The organism is Achromobacter sp. RTa (assembly GCF_000757485.1).
GTDB lineage: Bacteria > Pseudomonadota > Gammaproteobacteria > Burkholderiales > Burkholderiaceae_B > Achromobacter.
Window position 1 is genome coordinate 79,020 of the sequence record NZ_JPYO01000007.1, and the last position, 22,406, is coordinate 101,425.

A 22,406-nucleotide genomic window follows, 5' to 3' on the forward strand; every position below is an offset into this window, starting at 1 on the left:
GGACTTGGCCCCGAAATCGATTGAAATCTCCTTCCGGGCTCGATCGCGGCATTTATAAGAGTCATTCTCATTAAGTGTTAGAATCCGCGGGCTTTCACCCAATACCCCATGGACAGTCAACCCACTCCTCGCCGCCGGGCCTATTGGCTCAAGACGCTGCACCAATGGCACTGGATCAGCTCGGCGCTGTGCCTGCTGGGAATGTTGCTGTTCGCCATTACGGGGCTGACCTTGAACAACGCCTCGCACATCGAGGCCAAGGCGGTGGTGACCAGCCGCGAAGCCACGCTGCCCGCCGCCGTTCTGGCGCAATTGTCCCCTCCGCCCGCGCAGAAAAAAGCGCCGCTGCCGGCCTCCGTCGCGCTGTGGCTGGACGACACGCTGGACGCCGGGGCGGCCGGCAGGCCCGCCGAATGGTCCGCCGACGAGATCTACCTGTCGCTGCCGCGCGCTGGCGGCGACGCCTGGCTGTCCATAGACCTGGCCAGCGGCGACGTCGAATACGAACGCACAGACCGCGGCTGGATCTCGTACCTGAACGATCTGCACAAGGGCCGCAACACCGGCCTGGCCTGGAGCTGGTTCCTGGACATTTTCGCCGCCGCCTGTCTGGTCTTTTCGCTGACTGGGCTGGTGCTGCTGAAAATGCACGCCGGCAACCGCAGCGCGACCTGGCCCATGGTCGGGCTCGGCGTCGTGATCCCGGTCGTGCTGGCCCTGCTCTTCATTCATTGATCCCATCGATCCGCCCTGGAGACTTCCATGCGCAAGCTGTTGCTGTCGGCCCTGTTGGCCGGCCTGATCGCCCGAACGGCCCAAGCGGCCGACATCGGCCTGTCCATCGAGGTCCCGCGCCTTGATGTCGCGGAATACCACCGCCCCTACGTGGCGATCTGGATCGAGAATCCCGACCAGAGCGTCGCCACCGACCTCGCGGTCTGGTACGACGTGGCCAAGAAGAACAACGAAGGCACCGAATGGCTCAAGGACATGCGCCAGTGGTGGCGCCGCAGCGGCCGCAACCAGCAGTTCCCGGTGGACGGCGTGAGCGGCGCGACCAAGCCCGTGGGCAAGCACGCGCTGAGCTTCGACGCGGCCAGCAAGCCCCTGTCGCAGCTCAAGCCCGGCCAGTACGCGGTGGTGGTGGAAGCGGCGCGCGAAGTCGGCGGCCGCGAACTGCTGCGCATCCCCTTCCAATGGCCGCCGCAAAAGGCCGAGCAGTTGACGGCCCGCGGCGAACACGAACTGGGCGCCGTCGCGCTCGACCTGAAACCCTGACTAGGAACGCAACGATGAAATCCGCCGCCAAACTGGCCGCCGCCCTGGCGCTCTGCCTGCCTTTCGCCGCCCACGCGCATGACGTCTGGATCGTGCCGTCCTCGACGGTGCTGTCCGGCACCGACAGCTGGATCACGGTCGACGCCGCCGTGGGCAACGACAAGTTCTATTTCAACCACGCGCCGCTGCGCCTGGACGGCCTGGCCGTGACCGCGCCCGACGGCAGCGCCGCCGAAGCCGAGAACCTCAACCGCGGCAAGCTGCGCAGCACCTTCGACCTGCAGCTCAAGCAGAGCGGCACGTATCGCGTGGCCGTCGTCAACGACGGCGTGTTCGCTCGCTGGAAGGAAGACGGCAAGAACAAGCGCTACTTCGGCAAGGCCGAAGGCCTGGCCCAGGCCGTGCCCGCCAAGGCCGAGGGCCTGGAGATCTCCCAGAGCCTGGGCCGCATCGAAACCTTCGTCACCGCCGGCAAGCCCTCGGCCGTCAAGCCCGTCGGCCGCGGCCTGGAGCTGGCTCCCGTCAGCCATCCGAACGACCTGTTCACGGACGAATCCGCCACCTTCCAGATGCTGCTGGACGGCAAGCCCGCTGCGGAACTGGAAGTCAACGTCGTGCCCGGCGGCAGCCGCTATCGCGACAAGGTCGGCGAAATCCAGCTGAAGACCGACAAGGACGGCAAGTTCTCGGTGAAATGGCCGCAGCCCGGCCTGTACTGGATCGAGGCCGGCATGGAAGACGCCAAGGTCAGCGTGCCGCAGGCCAAGAAGCGCCGCCTGTCCTACGCGGGCACGGTCGAAGTGCTGCAGCCCTAAGCCGGCGCGGCCGCATGGCGAATCCTCCTTCCTACGCCCCGCGCGGCGCGGCGGTCGCCGCGCCGCGCGTCGCCTATGGCGCCATGCCGGCCCGGCCGGCGGCGCTGGCCGGAGCGACCATGGGCACCACCTGGTCGGCGCGCATGGCCCTGCCGGCCGGGCGCACCGAAGCCGCCGCGCGGCAGGCCATCCAGGCCGCGCTGGACGAAGTGGTGGCCCAGATGAGCACCTGGGAAGCGGACTCCGACATCACGCGCTACAACCAGGCCGGCCCCGGCTGGCAAACCCTGCCCGCGGGATTCTTCCACGTGCTGGACCATGCGCTGGCGCTGGCCGAGGATACCGGCGGCGCCTACGACCCGACCGTAGGGCCGCTGGTGAACGCCTGGGGCTTCGGCCCGCACCAGCGCGCGTTCGAGCCGCCCTCGCCCGCCGCCATCGAAGCCGCCCGCAAGCGCTGCGGCTGGCGCCGCGTCCGGCTCGACGCCGCCAGGCGCGCGGCGCTGCAGGAAGGCGGCACCTATCTGGACCTGTCCTCCATCGCCAAGGGCTATGGCGTGGATTGCGCCGCGATGGCGCTCGACGCCCTGGGCGTCACACAGTACCTGGTGGAAGTGGGCGGCGAATTGCGCGCGCGCGGCAAGCGGCCCGACGGCCAGCCCTGGCGCGTGGCCGTCGAAGTGCCCGACGCCAGCGACGGCCACGCGCTGGCGCTGCCGCTGGAGGAATGCAGCATCGCCACCTCTGGCGACTACCGGCGCCACGCGGGCCGCGGCGACGAACGCTACGCCCACACCATCGATCCGCGCAGCGGCCAGCCCGTGCGCAACAAACTGGCCTCGGTCACCGTGGTCCACCCGGGCTGCATGCAGGCCGACGCGCTGGCCACCGCCCTGACGGTGCTGGGCCTGGACGACGGCCTGGCCTATGCCCGCCGGCACGGCCTGGCGGCCCTGTTCATCGTTCGCGGCCCCGGCGCCTACCGCGTCGCCGCCACCCCGGCGTTCCAGGCGCTGGCCCTCCCCCGCTGAAACCATGGCCCCTACCCGGTTGATCGCGGCGGCGTGCGTGGTGGGCCTGTGGCTGCTCCTGTGTCTCTGGGCCCGGCGCCGCGCCCAGCGCCAGGAAACGCAGCTCGCGCTGGCACAGCAGGCCCTGGAGGCCCCCGTTCCCGAAGACACCTTGCTGGTCGCCTACGCGACGCAAACCGGCTACGCCGAATCGCTGGCCGAACAGACCGCGGAATCGCTGCGGGCGGGCGGTCTGACGGTGCGCGTCGCCGCGCTGGGCCAGCTGGACCTGGCGCGCCTGGCGGGCTACCGCCGCATGCTGTTCGTGGCCAGCACCTATGGCGAAGGCGACCCGCCCGACACCGCCGCCGCGTTCTCCGACCAGATGCTTCCCGCCGCGCCGGATGCGGGCAGGCGCGGCCTGCCCCCGCTTGCCGGATCGCAATACGCGGTGCTCGCGCTGGGCGACAGCGAATACGCGAACTTCTGCGGCTTCGGCCACCGCCTCGGCGAATGGCTGCATGCGCAGGGCGCCGCGCCGCTATTCGACCTGGTGGAGGTCGACAATGGCGATCCCGCGGCGCTGCGGCACTGGCAGCACCACCTGGGCCTGCTGGCTGGACGCAGCGACCTGCCCGACTGGCAGGCGCCCGCTTACCAATCCTGGCGCCTGGCCGCGCGCGAACGGCTCAACCCTGGCAGCCAGGGCGGCCCGTGCTATCTGCTGACCCTGACGCCTCCCGCGGACGCGGACGCGGGCGCTGGCTGGCAGGCCGGCGACATCGCCGAGATAGGCCCGCGCCGGGAAGCCGGCGGCCCGCTGCATGCGCACCGCGAATACTCCATCGCCTCGCTGCCCGCGGACGGGGCCATCCAGCTGCTCGTGCGCCAGATGCGCGGCGCGGACGGCGCCCTGGGGCTGGGCAGCGGCTGGCTGACCCACATTGCGCAGCCCGGCGACGCGATAGACCTGCGCGTGCGCGTGAACCGGAATTTCCATGCTCCGGCCGACGGCCGTCCGCTGATCCTGGTGGGCAACGGCACGGGCCTGGCGGGCCTGCGCGCCCTGATCAAGGCGCGCCGCGCGGCCGGCCACCGGCGCAACTGGCTGGTGTTCGGCGAGCGCAACGCGGCGCACGATTGGTTCTGCAAGAATGACATCGCCGCCTGGCATGGCGACGGCACGCTGGAGCGCCTGGACGCGGTGTTCTCGCGCGACCAGCCCGAGCGCCGCTACGTACAGCATCATTTGCGCGAACAGGCGGATACCGTGCGCGCCTGGGTCGACGATGGCGCGGCCATCTACGTCTGCGGCAGCCTGCAAGGCATGGCGGGCGGCGTCGACGCCGCCCTGCAGGACATCCTGGGCGACGCGCGCCTGCAAGTCATGCAGCACGAGGGGCGCTACCGCCGCGACGTGTACTGAGCGGGCGGCCGCGCCGCCGCCCCCGCCATCACTGCAGCTTGATCTGCGCCTTGTCGATCACCGATTTCCAGCGGTCGCGCTCGGCGCGGATCTGCTCGCCGAATTCGGCGGGCGTGTTGCCCAGGGGGAAGGCGCCGGTCTCTTCCATCTTGGCGGCGGTGGCCGGATCGCGCACCGCCTGGGCGAAGGCCTGGGCCAGCTTGTCGCGCACATCGGCCGGCATGCCCGCCGGGCCCACCACGCCATACCATGCCGTCACGTCGTAGTCCTTGTAGCCCTGCTCGGCGAAGGTCGGCACGTCCGGCAGGCGCGGGTTGCGCTCGGTGCCCGTGATGGCCAGGGCGCGCAAGTGGTTGCTCTTCAGGTAGGGCAGCGAGGACGGGAAGTTGTCGAAGATCACCGGAACCACCCCGCCCACCGTGTCGGTCAGCGCGGGCGCCGAACCCCGGTACGAAATGCTGTTCATCTTGCCGCCGATGAGCTGCAGGAACCAGATCATGCCCAGGTCGTTCACGCCGCCCGCGCCCGCGTTGGCGTAGCCGTCCTTGTTGGGGTTGGCGCGCACGTGCGTCACGAATTCCGCCAGCGTCTTGGCGGGAAACTGCGGATTCACGCTGAGGATGTTGGGGCTGGTGACGAGGTTGCTGACCGGCGTGAAATCCTTGACGGGATCGTAGGCCAGGTTGGGGAATAGGTGCGGCGCCGTGCCGTGCGTGCTGACGGTGGCCAGTCCCACGGTGTAGCCGTCGGGCTTGGCGCGGGCCGTGGCCGTCATGCCGATCGTGCCGGACGCGCCCGTGCGGTTTTCGACCACGATCTGCTGGCCCAGGATCTCGCCTGCCTTGGCGGCGGCCACGCGGCCGACGATGTCGGTCGGGCCGCCCGCCGGGAACGGCACGATCAGGGTGATGGGGCGGTCCGGAAAGGCCGCGTGGGCGGCGGGCAGCGCGGCGGCCAGCGCCAGGGCGATGCAAGTCTTGCGCATCATGATGTTTGTCTCCTGTAGGAATGGGATGTGTTTTATTGAATGGAGCCCGCGGCATCGGCCGCCATGGCCTCGCGCCGCAGGATCCTGCCGGGCCGCGGCATGCCCGCCGCCGCCGGGAATACCTGGCTTCCGTTGACCAGCACGTGCTCGACGCCCGCCGAGGCCAGGGTCGGCGCTTCCCAGGTGGCGCGGTCCTCGACGGTGTCGGCGTCGAACACCACGATATCCGCCCACGCGCCTTCGGTGAGCTGGCCGCGTCCCGCCAGGCCGAACACGCGCGCCGGCAAGGCGGTCATCTTGGCGACCGCCGCCTCCAGCGTAAGCAACTGGGCCTCGCGCACATAGCGTCCCAGCACGCGCGTGAAGCTGCCCCACAGGCGCGGGTGGGGATGCGCGTCGTTGGGCAGCCCGTCTGAGCCGACCATGCAGCGCTCATGCTGGAAAATGCGCTGCACCTCCGACTCGTCCATCGCGAAATAGATGGCGCCCGCCGGGCACAGGCGGCGCGCCGCCGTGGTCTTGTCGCAGCCCCAGCGCGCCGCGATATCGCTCAGGTATTCGCCGCCGCATTCGGGGTGCGGGGTGGACCAGGTGATGCGGATATCGTCGATGATCTCGGCGCGCTCCGGGATCAGGATGGTGGAGCTGCCCGGATACGGATAGATGTCGAGGGCCACGTCCACGCCCTGCGCGCGGGCGCGGTCGATGTCGGCCAGCGTGGCCCGGCTCTTGCCCCAATTGCGCGGCAACATGCATTTGTGGTGCGACAGCACCGTGGCGCAGCCGGTATTGCGCCCCACGGACAGCACCTCGTCCACCGCGGCCTCGACGTCGTCGCCTTCGTTGCGGATGTGGCTGGTGTGCATGGCGCCGCGCGCCGCCGCCACCTTCGCCAGGCCCTCCAGCTCCGCCGGCCGCGCTGCGCCGCCCGGCTGGTAGGCCAGGCCCGTGCTGAACCCCACCGCGCCGGCGGCCAGCGCGTCGTCCAGCATGCGCTGCATGGCCTCCTGCTCTTCGTCCGAGGGCTGCGCGGCGGGGTCGCGCATGGCTGCCAGGCGCAGGTTGGCATGCCCCACCAGGGCCGCCACGTTGATCATGGGCCGCTGGGCGCGCAGCTCGTCGAAATACGCGCCCATGTCGGCGAACAACGGCGTTTCCCCCAGCAGGGCCAGCGCCGCCGCCGTATTGCCGGGCAGGGGCGCGGGCGCGCCGCTGACGCCGCAATTGCCCACCACGACCGAGGTGATGCCCTGGCTGGTCTTCCATTCCAGGCCGGGGCGCTCCACGAACATCAGGTCGTCATGGCCGTGCACGTCGATAAAGCCCGGCGCCACGATCTTGCCGCGGGCATCCACGCGCCGCGCCGCGGCGGCGCCTGCCAGATCGCCGATGGCGGCGATGCGCTCGCCCGCCACGCCCACGTCGGCGCGCCGCCGGGGGCCACCCAGCCCGTCGACGACCCAGCCGCCTTCAATGATGAGGTCCAGAGTTTGCTGCCGCATTGCTTCCGCCTAAATCCGGCCGCGGGGGCCGGAGGATGCTGAAAAGGCGTAGTATCGTCGCGGCGATCAATCTGGGAAAATTGTTTTTGTTGATCTATCTATCGTGATTTGAAATGAATCGGCTGCCCAAGCACGTTACCCTGAAACACCTGACCGCCTTCGTGGCGGTGGCCCAGGAATCCAGTTTCACGCATGCGGCCAAGCGCCTGTTCCAGACGCAATCGTCCGTGACCAGCCTGGTGCGCCAGCTGGAGGACGCTCTTGCCACCCAGCTGTTCGCGCGCACCAGCCGCCGCGTGCTGCTGACGGCCGCGGGCGAGGAATTCCTGCCCCGCGTGATGCGGCTGCTGGCGGACTTCGACGGCGTGATCGAGGACGTGGTGCGCTTCGGCGCGCTGGAACGGGGCCGCGTGGGCGTGGCGGCGGCGCCGTCGGCCATCACGCAGATCATCGCGCCCGCCGCCGCGGCCTTTTCGGCCCAACACCCGGGCGTGCGGCTGTATCTCAGCGACGACAACTCCGGCCGCATCCAGCGCAAGGTCGCGGCGCGCGAAGTGGATTTCGGCCTGACCAGCCGCTGGGCGGACGCGCCGGGGCTGCGTTTCGACGCCTTGCTCGAAGACCGATTCGGCGTGCTGTACCGCGAAGACGACCCGGACCTGCGCGCGGGCCGGGACGGCGCGATGCGCTGGTCGGACCTGGCGCAGCGCAAGCTGGTGGGCGTCGTGGACGAGACCGGCATCATGGCGCTGCTGCGCGCGCGCGCCGACCTGCCGATCGAAGCCGCCGCGCCCTTCTACGAAGCGTCCAGCACCACGTCGCAAGCCGCGCTGGTGAAGGCGGGGCTGGGGGTGGCGCTGCTGCCTGCGCTGGCCGCGCAACGCGTGCTGGAGCCGGGGCTGCGCTACGCGCTGCTGGCACGCCCGACCGTCGTCCGCACGGTCTGCATCATCCGGCACAAGGAATACCCGCTAAGCCCCGCCGCCCAGGCGCTCATCGGCGCCATCCGCGGCTACCTGCGCACGGCGGACCTGCCGCCCGGCTGCAAGCGCCTCCCCTCAACGCCGCAAGCCGCGTAGGATGGGTAAAGCGCGAGACCCTCTGTCCAAGAACGCAATTGCCCAGCGCGCGCAACCCATGCGGCCGTGGGCAGACAGCGTCCCGCATCGGCCGAAAAACAATCTGCCCATGACTGCATGGGTTACGCGCGTTCGACAGCGGCGTTCTAGCTTAAGAACTCTCGCGCTCTACCCATCCTACGCGGCTTGCGGTCAGGCGCGGCGCAGCTTCTCGTCCAGCGCCGCGAGGCCGGCGGCGAATACGCCCTTGCCCACGGCGTTCGCCACGTCGCTGAGTTCCGCGCCCTCGACTCGGAAGTCCGCCCACCATTGCACCAGCGTATGGCCGCTTTCGGTGATGGGGTGCAGCGACACGCCGGCGACGTAGTCGCGCATGGGTAGGTCGGTCTCGATGATGGAATAGCGCAGCGCAGTGCCCGGATCGTCCAGCATCAGCAGGCGCTCGCGGACGAATCCGGCGGGCTTGAGCGTCAGGTGACGCACCGAACCCACGGCGTCATGGCGGCCGCCCTCTTCCAGGCGGCTCTGCTCAATGCCGGGATGCCAGCCCGCCAACCCGTCGAAATCGCGGAACCGGGCCCAGACTTCCTGCAGCGGGGCGTGGACGACGGCGCTGACATGTACGGTGTGCGTCATACGGACTCCTGCGGGCGCGCGGCCCTGGAAAAGGAAACGGCGGGAATGGATTCAGAAGGTCAGGCTCTTGAACTCGCGGGTGGCGGCGGTCAGGGCCTGTTCGGTGGGCAGGCGCTCCATCGAGCTGGCGCCGTAGAAACCGTGGCAGTGCTTGCATGCCCGCAACACGTGCGCGGCGTCCTCGGGCGTGGCGATGGGGCCGCCGTGGCACAGCACGATGACGTCCGGCCGCACGGCCAGCGCCGCCTCGGCGATGCGGTCGATGGCGGCCACGCAATCGTCCAGCGACAGCGCCGTTTCGGCGCCGATGGAGCCGCCGGTGGTCAGACCCATGTGGGCCACGATGATGTCGGCGCCGGCGCGCGCCATGGCCACGGCATCATCCTCGTTGAACACGTAGGGCGTGGTCAGCATGCCCTTCTTGTGCGCCAGGCGGATCATGTCCACTTCCAGGGCATAGCCCATGCCGGTCTCTTCCAGGTTGGCGCGGAAATTGCCGTCGATGAGACCCACGGTGGGGAAGTTCTGCACGCCGGCAAAGCCCTGGCGCTTGAGGTCGTCCAGGAACACGTCGAAGTCGCAGAACGGATCGGTGCCGTTCACACCAGCCAACACGGGGGTCCTCTTCACCACCGGCAGCACTTCGCGGCCCATGTCGACCACGATCTCGTTGGCGTTGCCGTAGGCCAGCAGGCCGGCCAGCGAGCCGCGGCCCGCCATGCGGTAGCGGCCCGAGTTGTAGATCACGATCAGGTCGATGCCGCCAGCTTCCTCGCACTTGGCAGACAGGCCCGTGCCCGCGCCGCCGCCCACGATCGGCGTGCGCGCGCGCACCATGGCGCGGAACTTGTCCAGTAGCTCGTTGCGGTCAAAACGCGGCATGGCGGTAATCCTCAGTGTGTAGCGATTTCAAGATAGTGATCGACCGCCGTCTTGGCGAACAGCGGATCGTTGATGTGGCACGGCACGCGCACCAGGCGGCGGTCGGCCGTCTGCTGCACATTCGCCTCCAATGCCGCGTACAGGGCGGCGTCGGCCTCCGGATCCCAGAACGCCTGGTCTGGCGCATCCAGCGCGGACACGCCGCCTTCGGGGATCAGGAAGCGCACCGGGCCCTGGCAGCGGTTCAGCCTGGCGGCGATCCATTCGCCCTGCCGGGCATTCTCTTCAGCGGTGGTGCGCATCAGCGTCACCTGCGGGTTGTGCGGGTAGAACTTGCGGCCCCGATAGCGCTCCGGGATGGTGTCCATGGCGCCGAAATTCACCATGTCCAGCGCGCCGCAGGAACCCACGTAAGGCGCGCCCGTGCGGGCCACGGCGTCGAAGCGGTCTTCCGTGCAGGCCAGCACGCCGCCGAAAAGAAAGTCGCAGACTTCGGTGGTGGTCAGGTCCAGCACGCCGGCGAGCAGATGGCTGTCCAGCAGCTTCTCCATCGACTGGCCGCCCGTGCCCGTGGCGTGGAACACCAGGCAGTCGTAGCGGGATTCGAGCAGCGGGGCGACCTGCTGCACGCAAGGCGTGGTGACGCCGAACATGGTGATGCCCACGGCGGGCCGGCCATCGTCCTCGGCCGCGCTGGAGGCCTGCCGGAAGGCCCCGCCGATCATGCCGGCGGCATTGGCCAGCACGCGGCGCGAAATGCGGTTCAGGCCCGCGACGTCGGTCACCGAATACATCATGGCGATATCTGACGGCCCGACATAGGGCGCGACATTGCCCGAGGCCATCGTGGAGACCATCAGCTTGGGCGTGCCGATCGGAAGCGCCCGCATCGCGGGGGTGATCAGGGCGGTGCCGCCCGAGCCGCCCAGGCCCAGCAAGGCGCCGATGCCCGCGTTGCCCGCGGCGTAGCGTTCGAAGGCCTGCGCCATCGCGGCGATGGCGGTGCCCCGGTCGCCGGTGAAGACGGCATCCGCGCCCTGGGGATGGCATGCCGCCACCTCGCGCGCCTGGACCTGGGCCGCGCTGGCCGCGCCCGAGGTGGACACGTCCACCGAAACGGCGTCCAGCCCTTCCCGTTTGAGCAGGCCCACCACGTACTCGGCCTCCTGGCCCTTCGTGTCGTAAGTGGCGGCCACGTAGACCCGCCGGTTCGAATGCGTCATGACTCCTCCGCGGGCGGCTACACTCGGTGCGCGCCTCGATATGTGGGGCCGCGAGGCCTGTAGAATCTAGAAATGAGACGAAAGAATCATACTGAGACACCTGTCTCACGTCAAACCCGTTCCCCCGCCAAGAACGCCCCGGCGAGCGCCGGCGCGGCGAGGCTCATCGCGCCCGCCAGCCCTCAGGCCGCGGCCAGCGGCGAGCCGCCGCACGGCCCCCGGGCGCGCATGCGCAAAACCCTGCTGGACGCCGCCCAGCGCCTCATGGCGCAAGGCATTACGCCCTCGGTCGCTGAACTGGCCGAGCACGCCCAGGTTTCGCGCGCGACGGCCTATCGCTACTTCCCCAGCCAGAGCGCCCTGATCGCGGCGGTGGTCGATGAAAGCCTGGGCCCGATCCTGGCGTGGGACTCAAGCGCCCCCGACGCCTCCGCCCGGGTCGATGAACTGCTGCGCTTCGCCTATCCCAGGCTCGAATCGCACGAAGCGCCGCTGCGCGCCGCCATCATGGTGTCCCTGCAGCAGCACGCCGAAGCCAGCGCCGGCAAGGCAGGCGCCGAGCCGCGGCTGGTGCGCGGCCACCGGGTCGACATCCTGAGGCGCGCCATCGCGCCGCTGGCGGCCGACCTCGCGCCTGCGCAGCTGGACCGCGTGGCGCAGGCCCTGTCATTGGTCTACGGGACCGAAGTGTTCCTGGTCCTGAAGGACATCTGGAAGCTGGAGCTTCCAGAACTCACCGAGGTGGCGCGCTGGACGGCCAACGCCATCATCAAGCAGGCGCTGGCCGAGGCCGCGCCCGGAAAGGAATAGCGCCGCCCCGCTATTTTCCCGACTTGCGGTGGCTGCGAAAAAGCAGGTGCGTGGACGCCAGATGGAAGCGCATCGCGATCTGGGCGCACTCCGCGTCGCGCGCCTTCAGGGCAGCGATGATCTGGCGATGATGCTCCACGCTGCGCAGCATGTCGTCCTTGGTGTAGAAGTAGAACGAGCCGATGATGATGGGCATGTCGAGCAGGCTTTCCACCATGGAACGCACCCGCGCGGATTGCGCGGCCTCGAGCAAGGCGTGGTGGAACTGATTATTGAAGTGCTGCACGCGCGCGACGCTGTCGGGAGCGTCGGCGTTGATCGCATCGAGCATGCTCTCGTTGATGCGCTCGAGCTCGAGTATCTGCTCCGGGCTGGCCCGTTCGGCGGCCGCCTTGGCGGAATACGGTTCGAGCAGCATGCGCAGCTCGAACGCTTCGTCGATATCGCGGTCCTGCCAGCCCAGCACCACGGCGCCACGCCGGCCTTCGTGCTTGACCAGGCCGTCCGTCACCAGGCGTTCGATGGCGCTGCGCACCGGCGTGCGGCTCACGGAAAGCTCGGCCGCGATGTGCTCTTCGCGCAGCCGCTCGCCCGGCATGAAAGAGCCCGCCATCAGGCGTCGGCGCAACTCTCCATATACGTAATCGCGGGCGCTAGACATGATGGCGCATGGCTCCAGACTTGGGTTTTCGAACTATACCGGAAGCCTTTCCCCGCGTAGCGGCGATGGCGGCGTCAACGGCGGCGCTGCGCGAGCCGTTCCAGGAACCTGGGCCAGACTTCCGGATTCAGCAACCGCGGCGGACGGCGGCCTGCCAGCATGTCCGCGATCTGGGCGGCGGATCCCTGCGCCACCTTGCGCCGGCCTTCGTGCGTGACGCCGCCCGTATGGTAGGCCGCGACAACATCTGGGCGCAGCAACAGCCCGTTTCCGGGCGGCGGCGGCTCCTGGCTCCATACGTCCAGCCCGGCTCCCGCCAGCCGCCCCTGCTCCAGGGCGGAAAGCAGCGCATCCTCGTCGTGAATGCCGCCGCGCGCGGTCGAGATGAACAGCGCGCCGGGTTTCATCCTGCCGAACGCCTCGGCCCCCAGCATGCCTCGCGTATCGCCATTCAAGGGGCAGTGCAGGCTCACCACGTCGGCCTCTTCGAGCAGCGCCGCGAAGCTGGCCGGCTCGGCTCCCCGGCCGCGGATTTCATCGGGCGTCAACAGCGGATCGAAGGCAATGACCCGCATCCCGAAACCCGCGGCAGCGCGGGCCACTCTCCGCCCGATCTCGCCGATGCCCACGATGCCGAGCACGCGCCCTTCGATTTCGCGGCCCATCAGCGCCTCGCGCGATGCGGCGGTTCCCGCTTGCAGGGCGGCCTGGGATTCACGCAGGCGCTTGACCAGCGACAGCAGCAAAGCGAAGGTCATTTCCGCCACCGACGCGGCATTGGCGCCGGCCTGGTTCACCACGGCCACCCCGGCCCGCGTGCAGGCCGCCACGTCCACCGTGTCGTAGCCCGCCCCGCCCGAGGACACGCAAAGCAGTTCCGGACATTGGGCCAGCAGGCTCTCCGATACCCACCAGCGCGCCGGAACCTCGTCCTTGGCCGCGCTGACGTGATAGGCCTGCGCGCCAGCCAGTCCAGCCGCCGTGACCGCGTCGCCATGCACGGGCAGCACCTCCAGGCTCAAGGCCTGCTCGCGCTCGATGCTCGCGTCGAACACGGGGTCGATCCAGAGACCCAGCCGGACGACGCGCATCTTGTCCTGGAGCCGCACCGCCGCGTTCACGCTTGCGTCTCCACGCAGCCCAGCAGCTTGAGCCTGGCATCGACCCAGGACGTGTCCAGCGTGCCCGCCGCGATATCCGCCAGCATTCTGGTTTCCAGCTCGTGCTTGGACGAAGCCGCCTGATAAAGCGCTTCCGTTTGCTCGAACGGGATCGACAGCAGGCCGTCTTCATCGCCCAGGACCAGGTCCCCCGGCGCAATCGTCATGCCGTCCAGGGCGATGACGCAATTGATCTCGCCCGGTCCGTCCTTGTATGGGCCCCGGTGGGTCACGCCGGCCGCATAGACGGGGAACGACCCGCTGCGTATCGCGCCGCTATCGCGGATCGCGCCGTTGATCACGATGCCCGCGATGCCGCGCGACTGCGCATAGCTGGTCATGATCTCGCCGATGATGGCGTTGGTCAGGTCGCCGCCCGCGTCCACCACAATCACATCGCCGGGCTGCGCCAGGTCCAGCGCCTTGTGCACCAGCAGGTTGTCGCCGGGACGGGTGCGCACGGTCAGCGCCGGGCCGGCCAGCGGACTGCCGTCGTGCATGGGCAGCAAGTGCGCGCCGCCCGCCGTCATGCGCGACATGCAGTCGCTGATGTTGGCCACCGGAATGCCGTTGAACTTGTCGACGGTTTCCTTGCTTACCGCGCGCGCCCGGGGGTGGATCTGAAAGCCGATCATCTTTGCTCCTGTCGGAAAAATGGGTTCTTTGCCGTTACTGCTTGGGGATGCCGGCTTCCTGCACGACCTTGCCGAAGATGTCGTGGTCCGAGCGGTGCTGCCTGGCCAGATCCTCGGGCGTGCCCTTGAGCACGCTGTAGCCGGCGTCTTCCAGCTTTTTCACCAACTCGGGGTTGGACTGGACATCCTGCAGCGCCTTATTCAACGTGGCGATCACGTCGTCGGGCGTCTTCGCGGGCGCCATCAGGCCCCACCAGATCGACTGGTCGATCGTCTTGAATCCGTTTTCCGCGAACGTGGGCACGTCGGGCAAGGCGGGCGAGCGCTCCTTGGCGACCACGGCAAGCGCGCGGACCTTGCCGCCGCGGATCTGCGGCAACAGCGAGGCCACGGAGCCCACATACATGTCGATGCGGCCGCTGGCCAAGTCCGGGAAGGCCTGGCCCCAGCCCCGGTACGGCACGTGCATCAACTCCATGTTCGCCGCCTTGCGCCAGAGGTAGCCGGTCAGGTCGCCCGTGCCGCCGATACCCGGGATGCCCAGCGAGACCTGGCCCGGACGGGCCTGCGCCGCCTTGACGACGTCGTCGATCGTCTTGAACGGGGACCCGGGCAAGACCACGAAGACGCTCGGCGAAGTCGCCACCGGGCCGACCGGCTTGAAATCCTTGAACGTGTCGTAGCTGAGCTTGTTGTAGAGCCAGGGATTCAGCACGATGTTGTCGGTCTGGGCCATCACCAGCGTGTGGCCGTCCGGCCGGGCTCGGGCGGTGGCGTCCAGCGCCAGGTTCCCCCCGGCGCCCGGCTTGTTTTCCACCACGATGTTCCAGCCCTTGTCCTGGCTGACCGCGCTTCCGATCATGCGCGTCAGCGTGTCGGTGCCGCCTCCTGGCGGGAACGGGGAAATAAGCGTGATGGGCGCATTGCCCAGATCGGCCGCGTGCGCCGCGGCGCAGCCCAGCACGAGCGTGGCGGCCAGGAGGTTCTTCAAGAGTTTCATCGTCTTCCTCACACAGTTGGTTTTGTTTGATACGCGATACATTGCGGCGCAGCGGCGCGCTCAGCGCCGGCGCGCCAATGACGCCAGCCAGGCCAGGCGCGCGTCGACCGAATCGGGCACGTCGAAATCCCCGCCGGCCCGCGCCGCCTGGATACCCCGGCTGGTCCGGTCGAACAGCCGTTCCACGCCGTCGAGAACCAGCGGTTCCAGCCCGGCCTCGACCAGTTGTGCCCTGGCCTCGCAGACTTCGGCCTGCCGGCGCTGGGCGTGCAGCACATGCGAACGGACGAACGAATCCATGAACGCCGTGAGCGGCGTCCTGTCGATGTCCGCCAGCACTTCGTAAAGCGGGGCGCGCAGGCCCATGGACTCGGCCGCGACCAGGCATTCGACGGCCAGGCTTTCCATGCCTTTGGTCATGATGCTGCGCAGCAGCTTCAGGCGCACGGCGTCTCCGGCCGCCCCCGGAATGACGCGTGCCGGCGCCCCGCCGCTCTCGGCCAAACGCAGCACCGCGTCCGTGCCGCTTCCCGCGCAGAGCAACGGCGTGCGCTCCGCCAGCAGGGCGATCGCGCCCATGATCGCCACGTCGGTGAAAGCAATGTTGCGCTCGGCGGCGGCCGCTGCGGCCGCCTGCATATCGGGCGCGCTGGCCGTGGTGAAGTCGGCGTAGACCGCGTCCTGGCGCATGTGCGGAAAGCTCTGCCGCGCCACCTCCAGCGCCGCGTGGCCATAGACGGCGGAAACGACGATGTCTGCCTCGCCCAGCCAGGGGCCGGGCTCCGCATGCAGCACGGCGCCATGGCTGCGCGCGCGCCCTGCCATTTCCTCGTCTTGCCGCAGCTCGCAGATGCCGGTCACCATGTGCCCGGCGGCGCCCCATGCCTGCGCGTAGCAGGAACCGACCTCGCCACAACCCAACAGCGCAATTTTCATTTCTATAAATACATAAAAAAAACAATGATGCGTTTATAGAATGAAATTTCCCGGTAAATTACCCGTATAAACCCTAGGTTTCATGAAAATTTAGTACATTAAAAAAACATTAATGCTGACAAAAGCATGCGGGAACGGGAATCGCGGGCAAAAAAAAGCTCCTCGAACATTCGAGGAGCTTTCCGGTGCGGCCAGCGCTTGATGCTTAGCGATAATCGCCTTACTGCAGCGTTCGCGTGAAGACGAACTCTCCGTCCTGCCAATCCACCGGCACCACGTCCCTCGGGCCGAAACGGCCCTCCAGGATGAGGCGCGCCACCGGGTTTTCGATCTGCTGCTGGATCGCGCGCTTCAAGGGGCGCGCGCCGAACACCGGATCGAAGCCGGAACGGGCCAGTTCCGCCAGCGCGGGCTCGCTCACTTCGAGGCGCATCTCCTGCCGTTCCAGGCGCTCGCCGAGGCGGCGCAGCTGGATGCGGGCGATCGACTCGATGTGCTGGGCTTCCAGGCCGTGGAACACGACGACCTCGTCGATGCGGTTCAGGAACTCGGGGCGCAGCGTCTGCTTCAGCTCGTCCCATACCACTTCCTTGACCACTTCGTACGGTTTGCCGGCCAGGGTCTGGATGTGCTGCGAACCCAGGTTGGAAGTCATTACGATCACCGTGTTGCGGAAGTCCACAGTGCGGCCCTGGCCGTCGGTCAGGCGGCCGTCGTCCAGCACTTGCAGCAGCACGTTGAAAACGTCCGGATGCGCTTTCTCCACTTCGTCCAGCAACACCACGCTGTACGGCTTGCGGCGCACAGCCTCGGTCAGGTAGCCGCCCTCTTCGTAGCCCACGTATCCGGGCGGCGCGCCGATCAGCCGCGCCACCGAATGCTTCTCCATGAACTCGCTCATGTCGATGCGGATCATGTGCTCTTCGGAGTCGAACAGGAATTCCGCCAGCGCGCGCGTGAGTTCGGTCTTGCCCACGCCGGTGGGGCCCAGGAACAGGAACGACCCGTAGGGGCGAGAGGGATCCGCCAGCCCCGCGCGCGAACGCCGGATCGCGTCGGACACGAGACGCACGGCCTCATCCTGGCCCACCACCCGCTTGTGCAGGTATTCCTCCATGTGGAGCAGCTTGTCGCGTTCGCCCTGCATCATTTTCGATACGGGGATGCCGGTGGCGCGCGACACGACTTCGGCGATTTCCTCGGCGCCCACGCGGGTGCGCAGCAGGCGCGGGCGCCCTTCGCCGCCCTCGGCTTCCTCGGCTGCTTCGGCCGCGCCGACTTCGGCCGCCTTCAGGCGCGCCTCCAGGTCCGGCAGTTTGCCGTACTGCAGCTCGGCCAGCTTGTCGAACTGGCCCTTGCGCTGCAATTCAGCCATTTCGGCGCGCACGCTGTCGATCTCTTCCTTGATGGCCTGCGTGCCCTGGACGGCGGCCTTTTCCGCCTTCCAGATTTCCTCGAAATCGTTGTACTCGCGTTGCAGCTTTTCCAGCTCGTCCTCGATCACGCCCAGGCGGCGCTTCGAAGCATCGTCGGACTCTTTCTTGACGGCCTCGCGCTCGATCTTGAGCTGGATGATGCGGCGATCCAGCTTGTCCATCACTTCCGGCTTGGAATCGATCTCCATGCGGATGCGCGCGCCCGCCTCGTCGATCAGGTCGATGGCCTTGTCGGGCAGGAAGCGGTCGGTGATGTAGCGGTGCGAAAGCTCGGCCGCGGCCACGATGGCCGGGTCGGTGATCTCGACGCCGTGGTGGATCTCGTAGCGCTCTTGCAGGCCGCGCAGGATGGCGATGGTGGACTCGACGTCGGGTTCGTCGACCAGCACCTTCTGGAAGCGGCGCTCCAGCGCGGCGTCCTTCTCGATGTACTTGCGGTATTCGTCCAGCGTGGTCGCGCCGATGCAATGCAGCTCGCCGCGCGCCAGCGCCGGCTTGAGCATGTTGCCGGCGTCCATCGCGCCTTCGGCCTTGCCCGCGCCCACCATGGTGTGCAGTTCGTCGATGAAGACGATGTTGCTGCCGTCGTCCTGGGACAGTTCCTTCAGCACGGCTTTCAGGCGTTCCTCGAACTCGCCGCGGAACTTGGCGCCGGCCAGCAGCGCCGCCAGGTCCAGCGACAGCACGCGCTTGCCGCGCAGGGTCTCGGGCACTTCGTCGTTGACGATGCGCTGCGCCAGGCCTTCGACGATGGCGGTCTTGCCCACGCCGGGTTCGCCGATCAGCACCGGGTTGTTCTTCGTGCGGCGCTGCAGGATCTGGATGGTGCGGCGGATTTCATCGTCGCGGCCGATCACCGGGTCGAGCTTGCCCTGGCGGGCGCGCTCGGTCAGGTCCATCGTGTATTTGGACAGGGCTTCGCGGTTGGATTCGCCTTCGGCGCCGGACACGTTCTCGCCGCCGCGCACGGCGTCGATCGCGGCTTCCAGCGCCTTTTTCTGCAGGCCGGCCTCTTGCAGGATGCGGCCGGCCGGACCCTTGTCGTCGGCCAGCGCCAGCAGGAAGAGCTCGCTGGCGATATAGGTGTCGCCGCGGCGCGCGGCTTCCTTGTCGGTGCGCGTAAGCACGCCCTGGAGGTCGCGGCCGACCTGCACGTTGTCGTCGCCCTGCACCTGCGGCAAGGACTTCAGCGCGCTTTCGATCGCCGGCTGCAGGCGGTTGACCGCCACGCCGGCGCGCGCCAGCAGGCTGCCCGCGCCGCTGTCGGGATCCGACAGCAAGGCGGAGAGCACGTGGAGCGGCTCGATGTAGGGGTGATCATTGCGGGCGGCCAGACTCTGAGCGTCGGCCAGGGCTTGCTGGAACTTGGTTGTCAGTTTGTCGAATCGCATAATGGTCATTTGGCTTGTTGAGGAGCCTGACCGATACGTGCCGGCGGGCTCGATAAGCTGAATATGCGGCCGGATGAGAAAATTTCAACACCCTGCCCGCGCCATGGTTTTTTCGACGTGCAGCAACGATCTGATTCATGAGCATATACGTTTTTGTCTACGGCACGCTACGCGCCGGCGAAATCAACGACCTGGCCCGGGCCGCCGCCGGACGGGGGCTCCCTGCCGCGCGCTACGTGGGCCCGGCCAGCGTGCCGGGCCGCCTGGTGGACTTCGGCGAGTGGCCGGGCCTGATTCCCGTGGAGGATGGCCGGCGCGTGCGGGGCGATGTTTTCGGGGTGGAACCGGCGCTGCTCGCCCTGATGGATGAAATCGAGGAGTACGACCCCGAAAAACCCGGCTGCTTCGTGCGGCGCGAGGTCGCCGCCCGCCTGGAGGCCTCCGCAAAAGGGCGGGCGCCGGCCGCCGAGGCGCGATATCTCGCTTGCCAGTACTATCCAATAGATCCGGCCCTGCGCGGCGCGGCGGTGGATATCGAAGCCGACGACTGGGTCAGTTACCGGCGCGCGCGGCCGGCCCCGCCAGGCCGGTAAGACGCCCGTAGTAACAACAGACTACAATGGAATTTGTCTTCCCGCTTTACACCCATTCCGGCGCTGGTCCGAGCAATGGGCACTATAAAGGTCATCGTATGCAAAAACGGGTTCCCGTTGCCCCTGATGCCGCCCACTGTTCCACATGCATGCTGGGCCACGTGTGCGTGCCCGTCGGCATGGCTGCCGCTGAAGTGGAAAAGCTCGACGAACTGGTCAAGGAGCGCGTGCGCCTTGAAAAAGGCAAGCCGCTCTATTCGCTGAACCATCCGCTGGACGCGGTCTACAGCGTGCGGTTCGGCAGCCTCAAGACGCAGCTCGAAGACGCCACCGGCCAAATCCAGGTCACCGGCTTTCACCTGCCCGGCGAAATCGTCGGCATGGACGGCATGCTCGACGGCAAGCACGTCTCGACCGCCGTGGCGCTGGAAGATTCCGAGGTTTGCGTGATCCGCCTGTCGGACATCGACCGCGTCGCCACGCACCTGCCGTCCCTGCAGCAGCAGTTCCGCCGCCTGATGAGCCGCGAGATCAATCGCTCGCACCAGATGCTGGCGTCGCTGGGCTCCATGCGCTCTGAACAGCGCCTGGCCGCGTTCCTGCTCAATCTGTCGCAGCGCTACGCCTCGCTGGGCTATTCGTCCACCGAGTTCGTGCTGCGCATGAGCCGCGAAGAGATCGGCAACTATCTCGGCCTGACCCTGGAAACGGTCAGCCGGCTGTTCTCGCGCTTCGCGCGCGACGGCCTGATCAAGATCAACCAGCGCGAAGTTCGCATCCTGGATCTGCCCGCGCTCAAGCAGCTGCTGGGCCAAGAAGGCTGCTGACCGCCCGCCGCGCCATGCGCCGCGCGCCCGCTTCCCCCATGCGCCAGGCGCGGCCGGGCCGGGCCGCCGTCGCGGCGCGCCGCCTCGCCGCGACGCTCGCCCTGGCGGCCTGGCTGGCCCCGATGGCGGCCCGCGCCCAGACTCCCCTGCCCGACCCGTACGACTACGACGAAACCGTGCCCGCGCCCAAGCGCGCGGCGCCGTTGCGCTGGCAGGCCGTGGAGCTGGGCAAGGCCGGACACCGGTACAAGATGCCGGTCTACGCCAACCGCAAGCTCGACCGCGACGACCTGCGCGGCATCAAGCACATCATCGTCGTGATCCACGGCGTCAAGCGCGACGCCGACCGCTACTACGAAACCATCGACGAACTGCTCGGGCGCAATCCGCAGCGCGCGCGCGACACGCTGATCCTGGCGCCCCGCTATTCAGGCGCGATCGACTCGGGTTTCGGCGGCATGGCGGCATGGCGCAAGGCCAGCTGGGAAGACGGCGAAGACAGCGTGCAGGCCGCCGGACGGCCCGCGCCGGTCAGTTCCTTCCAGGTGCTCGACGACCTGCTGCGCAGCCTGGACGACCGCAAGCGCCTGCCTGCCCTGGCGGGCATCGTGCTGGCCGGGCATTCGGCCGGCGCGCAACTGGTGCAGCGCTACGCCGTGCTGAACAATGTCGACGGGCCGCTGCGGCGCGACGGGCTGGCGCTGCGCTACGTCATCGCCAATCCCTCGTCCTACCTGTACCTGACCAACGAACGTCCGCGCCCCGACGGCAAGGGTTACGCGCCCTACGAACGCGGCATCTGCCCGACGTACAACCAGTACAAGTACGGCCCCGACAAGCTGCCCTCCTACACGCGCGAAACCGACGAATCGCGCCTGTTCGTGCGCTACGCGGCCCGCGACGTCACCTATCTGCTGGGCGGCGCGGACAACAACCCCGAGCATCGCCTGCTCGACAAGACCTGCGGGGCCGAAGCCCAGGGCGCGACGCGGCTAGCCCGCGGTGTGGGCTACGCGCAATACGAATACCTGCTGGCCGGACGCGGCGCCAAGCCCGTGCCGCTGCACCGGCGCGCCTACGAAGTCACGGGCGTCGGACACGACAACAAAGGCATGTTCGGCTCGGTCTGCGGCGCGCGCGCGCTGCTGGGCGAAGACGCCAGGACGGCCGATGGCGCGGCGCCCTGCGAGGCCGTCAAGCCGCGCGCAAAGTAAGGCCGCCGCTCGCCCCCTCCAACGGCAGGCCCACGGGAAACAGCTGATTTTTCGCTTGACACGCCAGCCGCGCCGGCTTAATACTTAACCATATGGTTAACTTTAACGACGACACGCTCGACGGCATCTTCGCGGCGCTGGCCGACGGCACGCGGCGCCGGGTGCTGGCCGACCTGGAACAAGGCGCGGCTTCGGTCAGCGAGCTGGCCCGCCCGCACGCCATGTCCCTGCCCGCGTTCATGAAACACCTGCGGGTGCTGGAAGACGCCGGCCTGATCGCGCGCGCCAAGGATGGCCGCGTGGTGAATTGCACCCTGTCGCCGGAACCGATGCAGGCCGCGTCCGACTGGCTGGCCCGCTACGAAAGGTTCTGGAACGGGCAGCTGGATTCGCTGGCGCGGTACCTGTACCACGAGGAGGAGATCCATCCATGGAAGACCGACACACCCCGCAAGCAGCCGCCCCCATCGAGCTCCGGCTCAAGCGGCGCTTCGACGCCCCCGTCGAACGCGTCTGGCGCGCCTGGACGGACCCGCAAGCGCTGATGCGCTGGTTCGGCCCCGCCGAGACCCGGCGGGTGCTGGTGGCCGAAACCGACGTGCGCGTGGGCGGCGCCTACGTGGTCGGATTCTCCACCGAGGACGGGCTGGAACATCACGCCAGCGGCCACTACCGCGAAGTCGAGCCGCAACGCCGGCTGGTCTTCACCTGGGCCTGGCGCGACACGCCCGCCGAGGTTTCCCTGATCACCCTGGAATTCACCCCTGCGGGCGGCGGCACCGAGCTTGCCTTCCTGCAGACCCCGTTCGTCGACCAGGCCACCCGCGACAGCCACGACCATGGCTGGTCGGGCGCGATGGAGCGGCTGGCGGGCCACCTGGCGGACACGGCTTGAGCCGGTCCG

At 68.4% G+C, this 22,406-nt stretch carries 23 protein-coding genes; 12 read left to right on the forward strand and 11 right to left on the reverse strand.

Annotation, left to right across the window (positions count from 1 at the left end; genetic code table 11):
- Window positions 1-108 precede the first annotated feature (108 nt).
- From JL37_RS04105 to JL37_RS04125, 5 genes are read left to right on the forward strand one after another with little or no spacing between them, the layout of a single operon-like run.
- A complete protein-coding gene (locus JL37_RS04105; RefSeq protein WP_043542222.1) occupies window positions 109-735 on the forward strand; it encodes a PepSY-associated TM helix domain-containing protein in 627 nt (208 codons plus the stop codon).
- Between the two features lie 27 nt (window positions 736-762).
- A complete protein-coding gene (locus tag JL37_RS04110) occupies window positions 763-1,278 on the forward strand; it encodes a DUF2271 domain-containing protein (protein WP_043542224.1) in 516 nt (171 codons plus the stop codon).
- A 14-nt stretch (window positions 1,279-1,292) separates the two neighbouring features.
- Entirely contained in the window at window positions 1,293-2,093 is an 801-nt protein-coding gene (locus JL37_RS04115; protein WP_043542227.1) for a DUF4198 domain-containing protein, read from the forward strand.
- Between the two features lie 14 nt (window positions 2,094-2,107).
- Window positions 2,108-3,124: an FAD:protein FMN transferase gene (locus JL37_RS04120; protein WP_043542230.1), complete on the forward strand. Its 1,017-nt coding sequence runs from the start codon at window positions 2,108-2,110 to the stop codon at window positions 3,122-3,124.
- Window positions 3,125-3,128: 4 nt separating this feature from the next.
- On the forward strand, window positions 3,129-4,529 hold the full coding sequence (locus tag JL37_RS04125; RefSeq protein ID WP_043542231.1) for a sulfite reductase subunit alpha: 1,401 nt from the start codon (window positions 3,129-3,131) through the stop codon (window positions 4,527-4,529).
- Window positions 4,530-4,557: 28 nt separating this feature from the next.
- On the opposite strand, the gene JL37_RS04130 is transcribed toward JL37_RS04125, so the two are convergent.
- Window positions 4,558-5,517 carry a tripartite tricarboxylate transporter substrate binding protein BugE gene (locus tag JL37_RS04130; protein WP_043542232.1) on the reverse strand — a complete coding sequence of 320 codons (960 nt, stop codon included), beginning with the start codon at window positions 5,515-5,517 and terminating at the stop codon, window positions 4,558-4,560.
- Window positions 5,518-5,549: 32 nt separating this feature from the next.
- Window positions 5,550-7,019, reverse strand: coding sequence for an amidohydrolase family protein (locus JL37_RS04135; protein WP_043542233.1), 1,470 nt, complete (start codon window positions 7,017-7,019; stop codon window positions 5,550-5,552).
- Between the two features lie 113 nt (window positions 7,020-7,132).
- On the opposite strand from JL37_RS04135, the gene JL37_RS04140 reads away from it, so the two are divergent.
- Window positions 7,133-8,098, forward strand: a complete 966-nt coding sequence (locus JL37_RS04140) for a LysR family transcriptional regulator (RefSeq protein ID WP_043542235.1) — start codon at window positions 7,133-7,135, stop codon at window positions 8,096-8,098.
- A 192-nt stretch (window positions 8,099-8,290) separates the two neighbouring features.
- Here JL37_RS04140 and JL37_RS04145 read toward each other — a convergent pair whose 3' ends face one another.
- Genes JL37_RS04145 through JL37_RS04155 form a run of 3 tightly spaced genes read right to left on the reverse strand, consistent with a single transcriptional unit; the run spans window position 8,291 to window position 10,839 of the window.
- The gene (locus JL37_RS04145) at window positions 8,291-8,734 is read right to left on the reverse strand and encodes an SRPBCC family protein (protein WP_043542237.1); all 444 of its coding nucleotides are present in this window, start codon (window positions 8,732-8,734) and stop codon (window positions 8,291-8,293) included.
- Window positions 8,735-8,785: 51 nt separating this feature from the next.
- Complete coding sequence (locus tag JL37_RS04150; RefSeq protein ID WP_043542238.1) at window positions 8,786-9,616, reverse strand: phosphoenolpyruvate hydrolase family protein; 831 nt, start codon at window positions 9,614-9,616, stop codon at window positions 8,786-8,788.
- Between the two features lie 11 nt (window positions 9,617-9,627).
- Window positions 9,628-10,839: a Tm-1-like ATP-binding domain-containing protein gene (locus JL37_RS04155; protein ID WP_043542239.1), complete on the reverse strand. Its 1,212-nt coding sequence runs from the start codon at window positions 10,837-10,839 to the stop codon at window positions 9,628-9,630.
- Between the two features lie 228 nt (window positions 10,840-11,067).
- Between JL37_RS04155 and JL37_RS04160 the strand changes: the two genes are divergently transcribed.
- A complete protein-coding gene (locus JL37_RS04160) occupies window positions 11,068-11,649 on the forward strand; it encodes a TetR/AcrR family transcriptional regulator (protein WP_156124210.1) in 582 nt (193 codons plus the stop codon).
- A 10-nt stretch (window positions 11,650-11,659) separates the two neighbouring features.
- Here the strand turns inward: JL37_RS04160 and JL37_RS04165 are convergent, their stop codons facing one another.
- From JL37_RS04165 to clpB, 6 genes are all read right to left on the reverse strand, one after another.
- Entirely contained in the window at window positions 11,660-12,310 is a 651-nt protein-coding gene (locus JL37_RS04165) for a GntR family transcriptional regulator (protein WP_043542240.1), read from the reverse strand.
- A gap of 74 nt (window positions 12,311-12,384) precedes the next feature.
- The gene (locus JL37_RS04170) at window positions 12,385-13,401 is read right to left on the reverse strand and encodes a hydroxyacid dehydrogenase (RefSeq protein WP_043542316.1); all 1,017 of its coding nucleotides are present in this window, start codon (window positions 13,399-13,401) and stop codon (window positions 12,385-12,387) included.
- A gap of 26 nt (window positions 13,402-13,427) precedes the next feature.
- Complete coding sequence (locus tag JL37_RS04175) at window positions 13,428-14,105, reverse strand: RraA family protein (RefSeq protein ID WP_043542242.1); 678 nt, start codon at window positions 14,103-14,105, stop codon at window positions 13,428-13,430.
- A gap of 34 nt (window positions 14,106-14,139) precedes the next feature.
- Window positions 14,140-15,105, reverse strand: a complete 966-nt coding sequence (locus JL37_RS04180; protein WP_043542243.1) for a tripartite tricarboxylate transporter substrate binding protein — start codon at window positions 15,103-15,105, stop codon at window positions 14,140-14,142.
- A gap of 60 nt (window positions 15,106-15,165) precedes the next feature.
- The gene (locus tag JL37_RS04185; RefSeq protein ID WP_043542245.1) at window positions 15,166-16,041 is read right to left on the reverse strand and encodes an NAD(P)-dependent oxidoreductase; all 876 of its coding nucleotides are present in this window, start codon (window positions 16,039-16,041) and stop codon (window positions 15,166-15,168) included.
- 220 nt (window positions 16,042-16,261) lie between these two features.
- Window positions 16,262-18,868 carry an ATP-dependent chaperone ClpB gene (clpB, locus tag JL37_RS04190; RefSeq protein WP_043542317.1) on the reverse strand — a complete coding sequence of 869 codons (2,607 nt, stop codon included), beginning with the start codon at window positions 18,866-18,868 and terminating at the stop codon, window positions 16,262-16,264.
- 137 nt (window positions 18,869-19,005) lie between these two features.
- Here clpB and JL37_RS04195 point away from each other — a divergent pair, with 137 nt between their 5' ends.
- The 5 genes from JL37_RS04195 (at window position 19,006) to JL37_RS04215 (ending at window position 22,397) form a co-directional block, all read left to right on the forward strand.
- Entirely contained in the window at window positions 19,006-19,461 is a 456-nt protein-coding gene (locus tag JL37_RS04195; RefSeq protein ID WP_043542246.1) for a gamma-glutamylcyclotransferase, read from the forward strand.
- A gap of 98 nt (window positions 19,462-19,559) precedes the next feature.
- Window positions 19,560-20,288 (forward strand): helix-turn-helix domain-containing protein, encoded by a 729-nt coding sequence (locus JL37_RS04200; protein WP_043542248.1) that lies wholly within the window; start codon window positions 19,560-19,562, stop codon window positions 20,286-20,288.
- Window positions 20,289-20,410: 122 nt separating this feature from the next.
- Entirely contained in the window at window positions 20,411-21,502 is a 1,092-nt protein-coding gene (locus tag JL37_RS04205; RefSeq protein ID WP_231570291.1) for a hypothetical protein, read from the forward strand.
- A gap of 92 nt (window positions 21,503-21,594) precedes the next feature.
- A complete protein-coding gene (locus JL37_RS04210) occupies window positions 21,595-22,047 on the forward strand; it encodes a helix-turn-helix transcriptional regulator (protein WP_043542249.1) in 453 nt (150 codons plus the stop codon).
- Complete coding sequence (locus JL37_RS04215; RefSeq protein ID WP_156124212.1) at window positions 21,933-22,397, forward strand: SRPBCC domain-containing protein; 465 nt, start codon at window positions 21,933-21,935, stop codon at window positions 22,395-22,397. Before JL37_RS04210 ends, JL37_RS04215 begins: the two co-directional genes overlap by 115 nt.
- The last annotated feature ends 9 nt before the right edge of the window (window positions 22,398-22,406 follow it).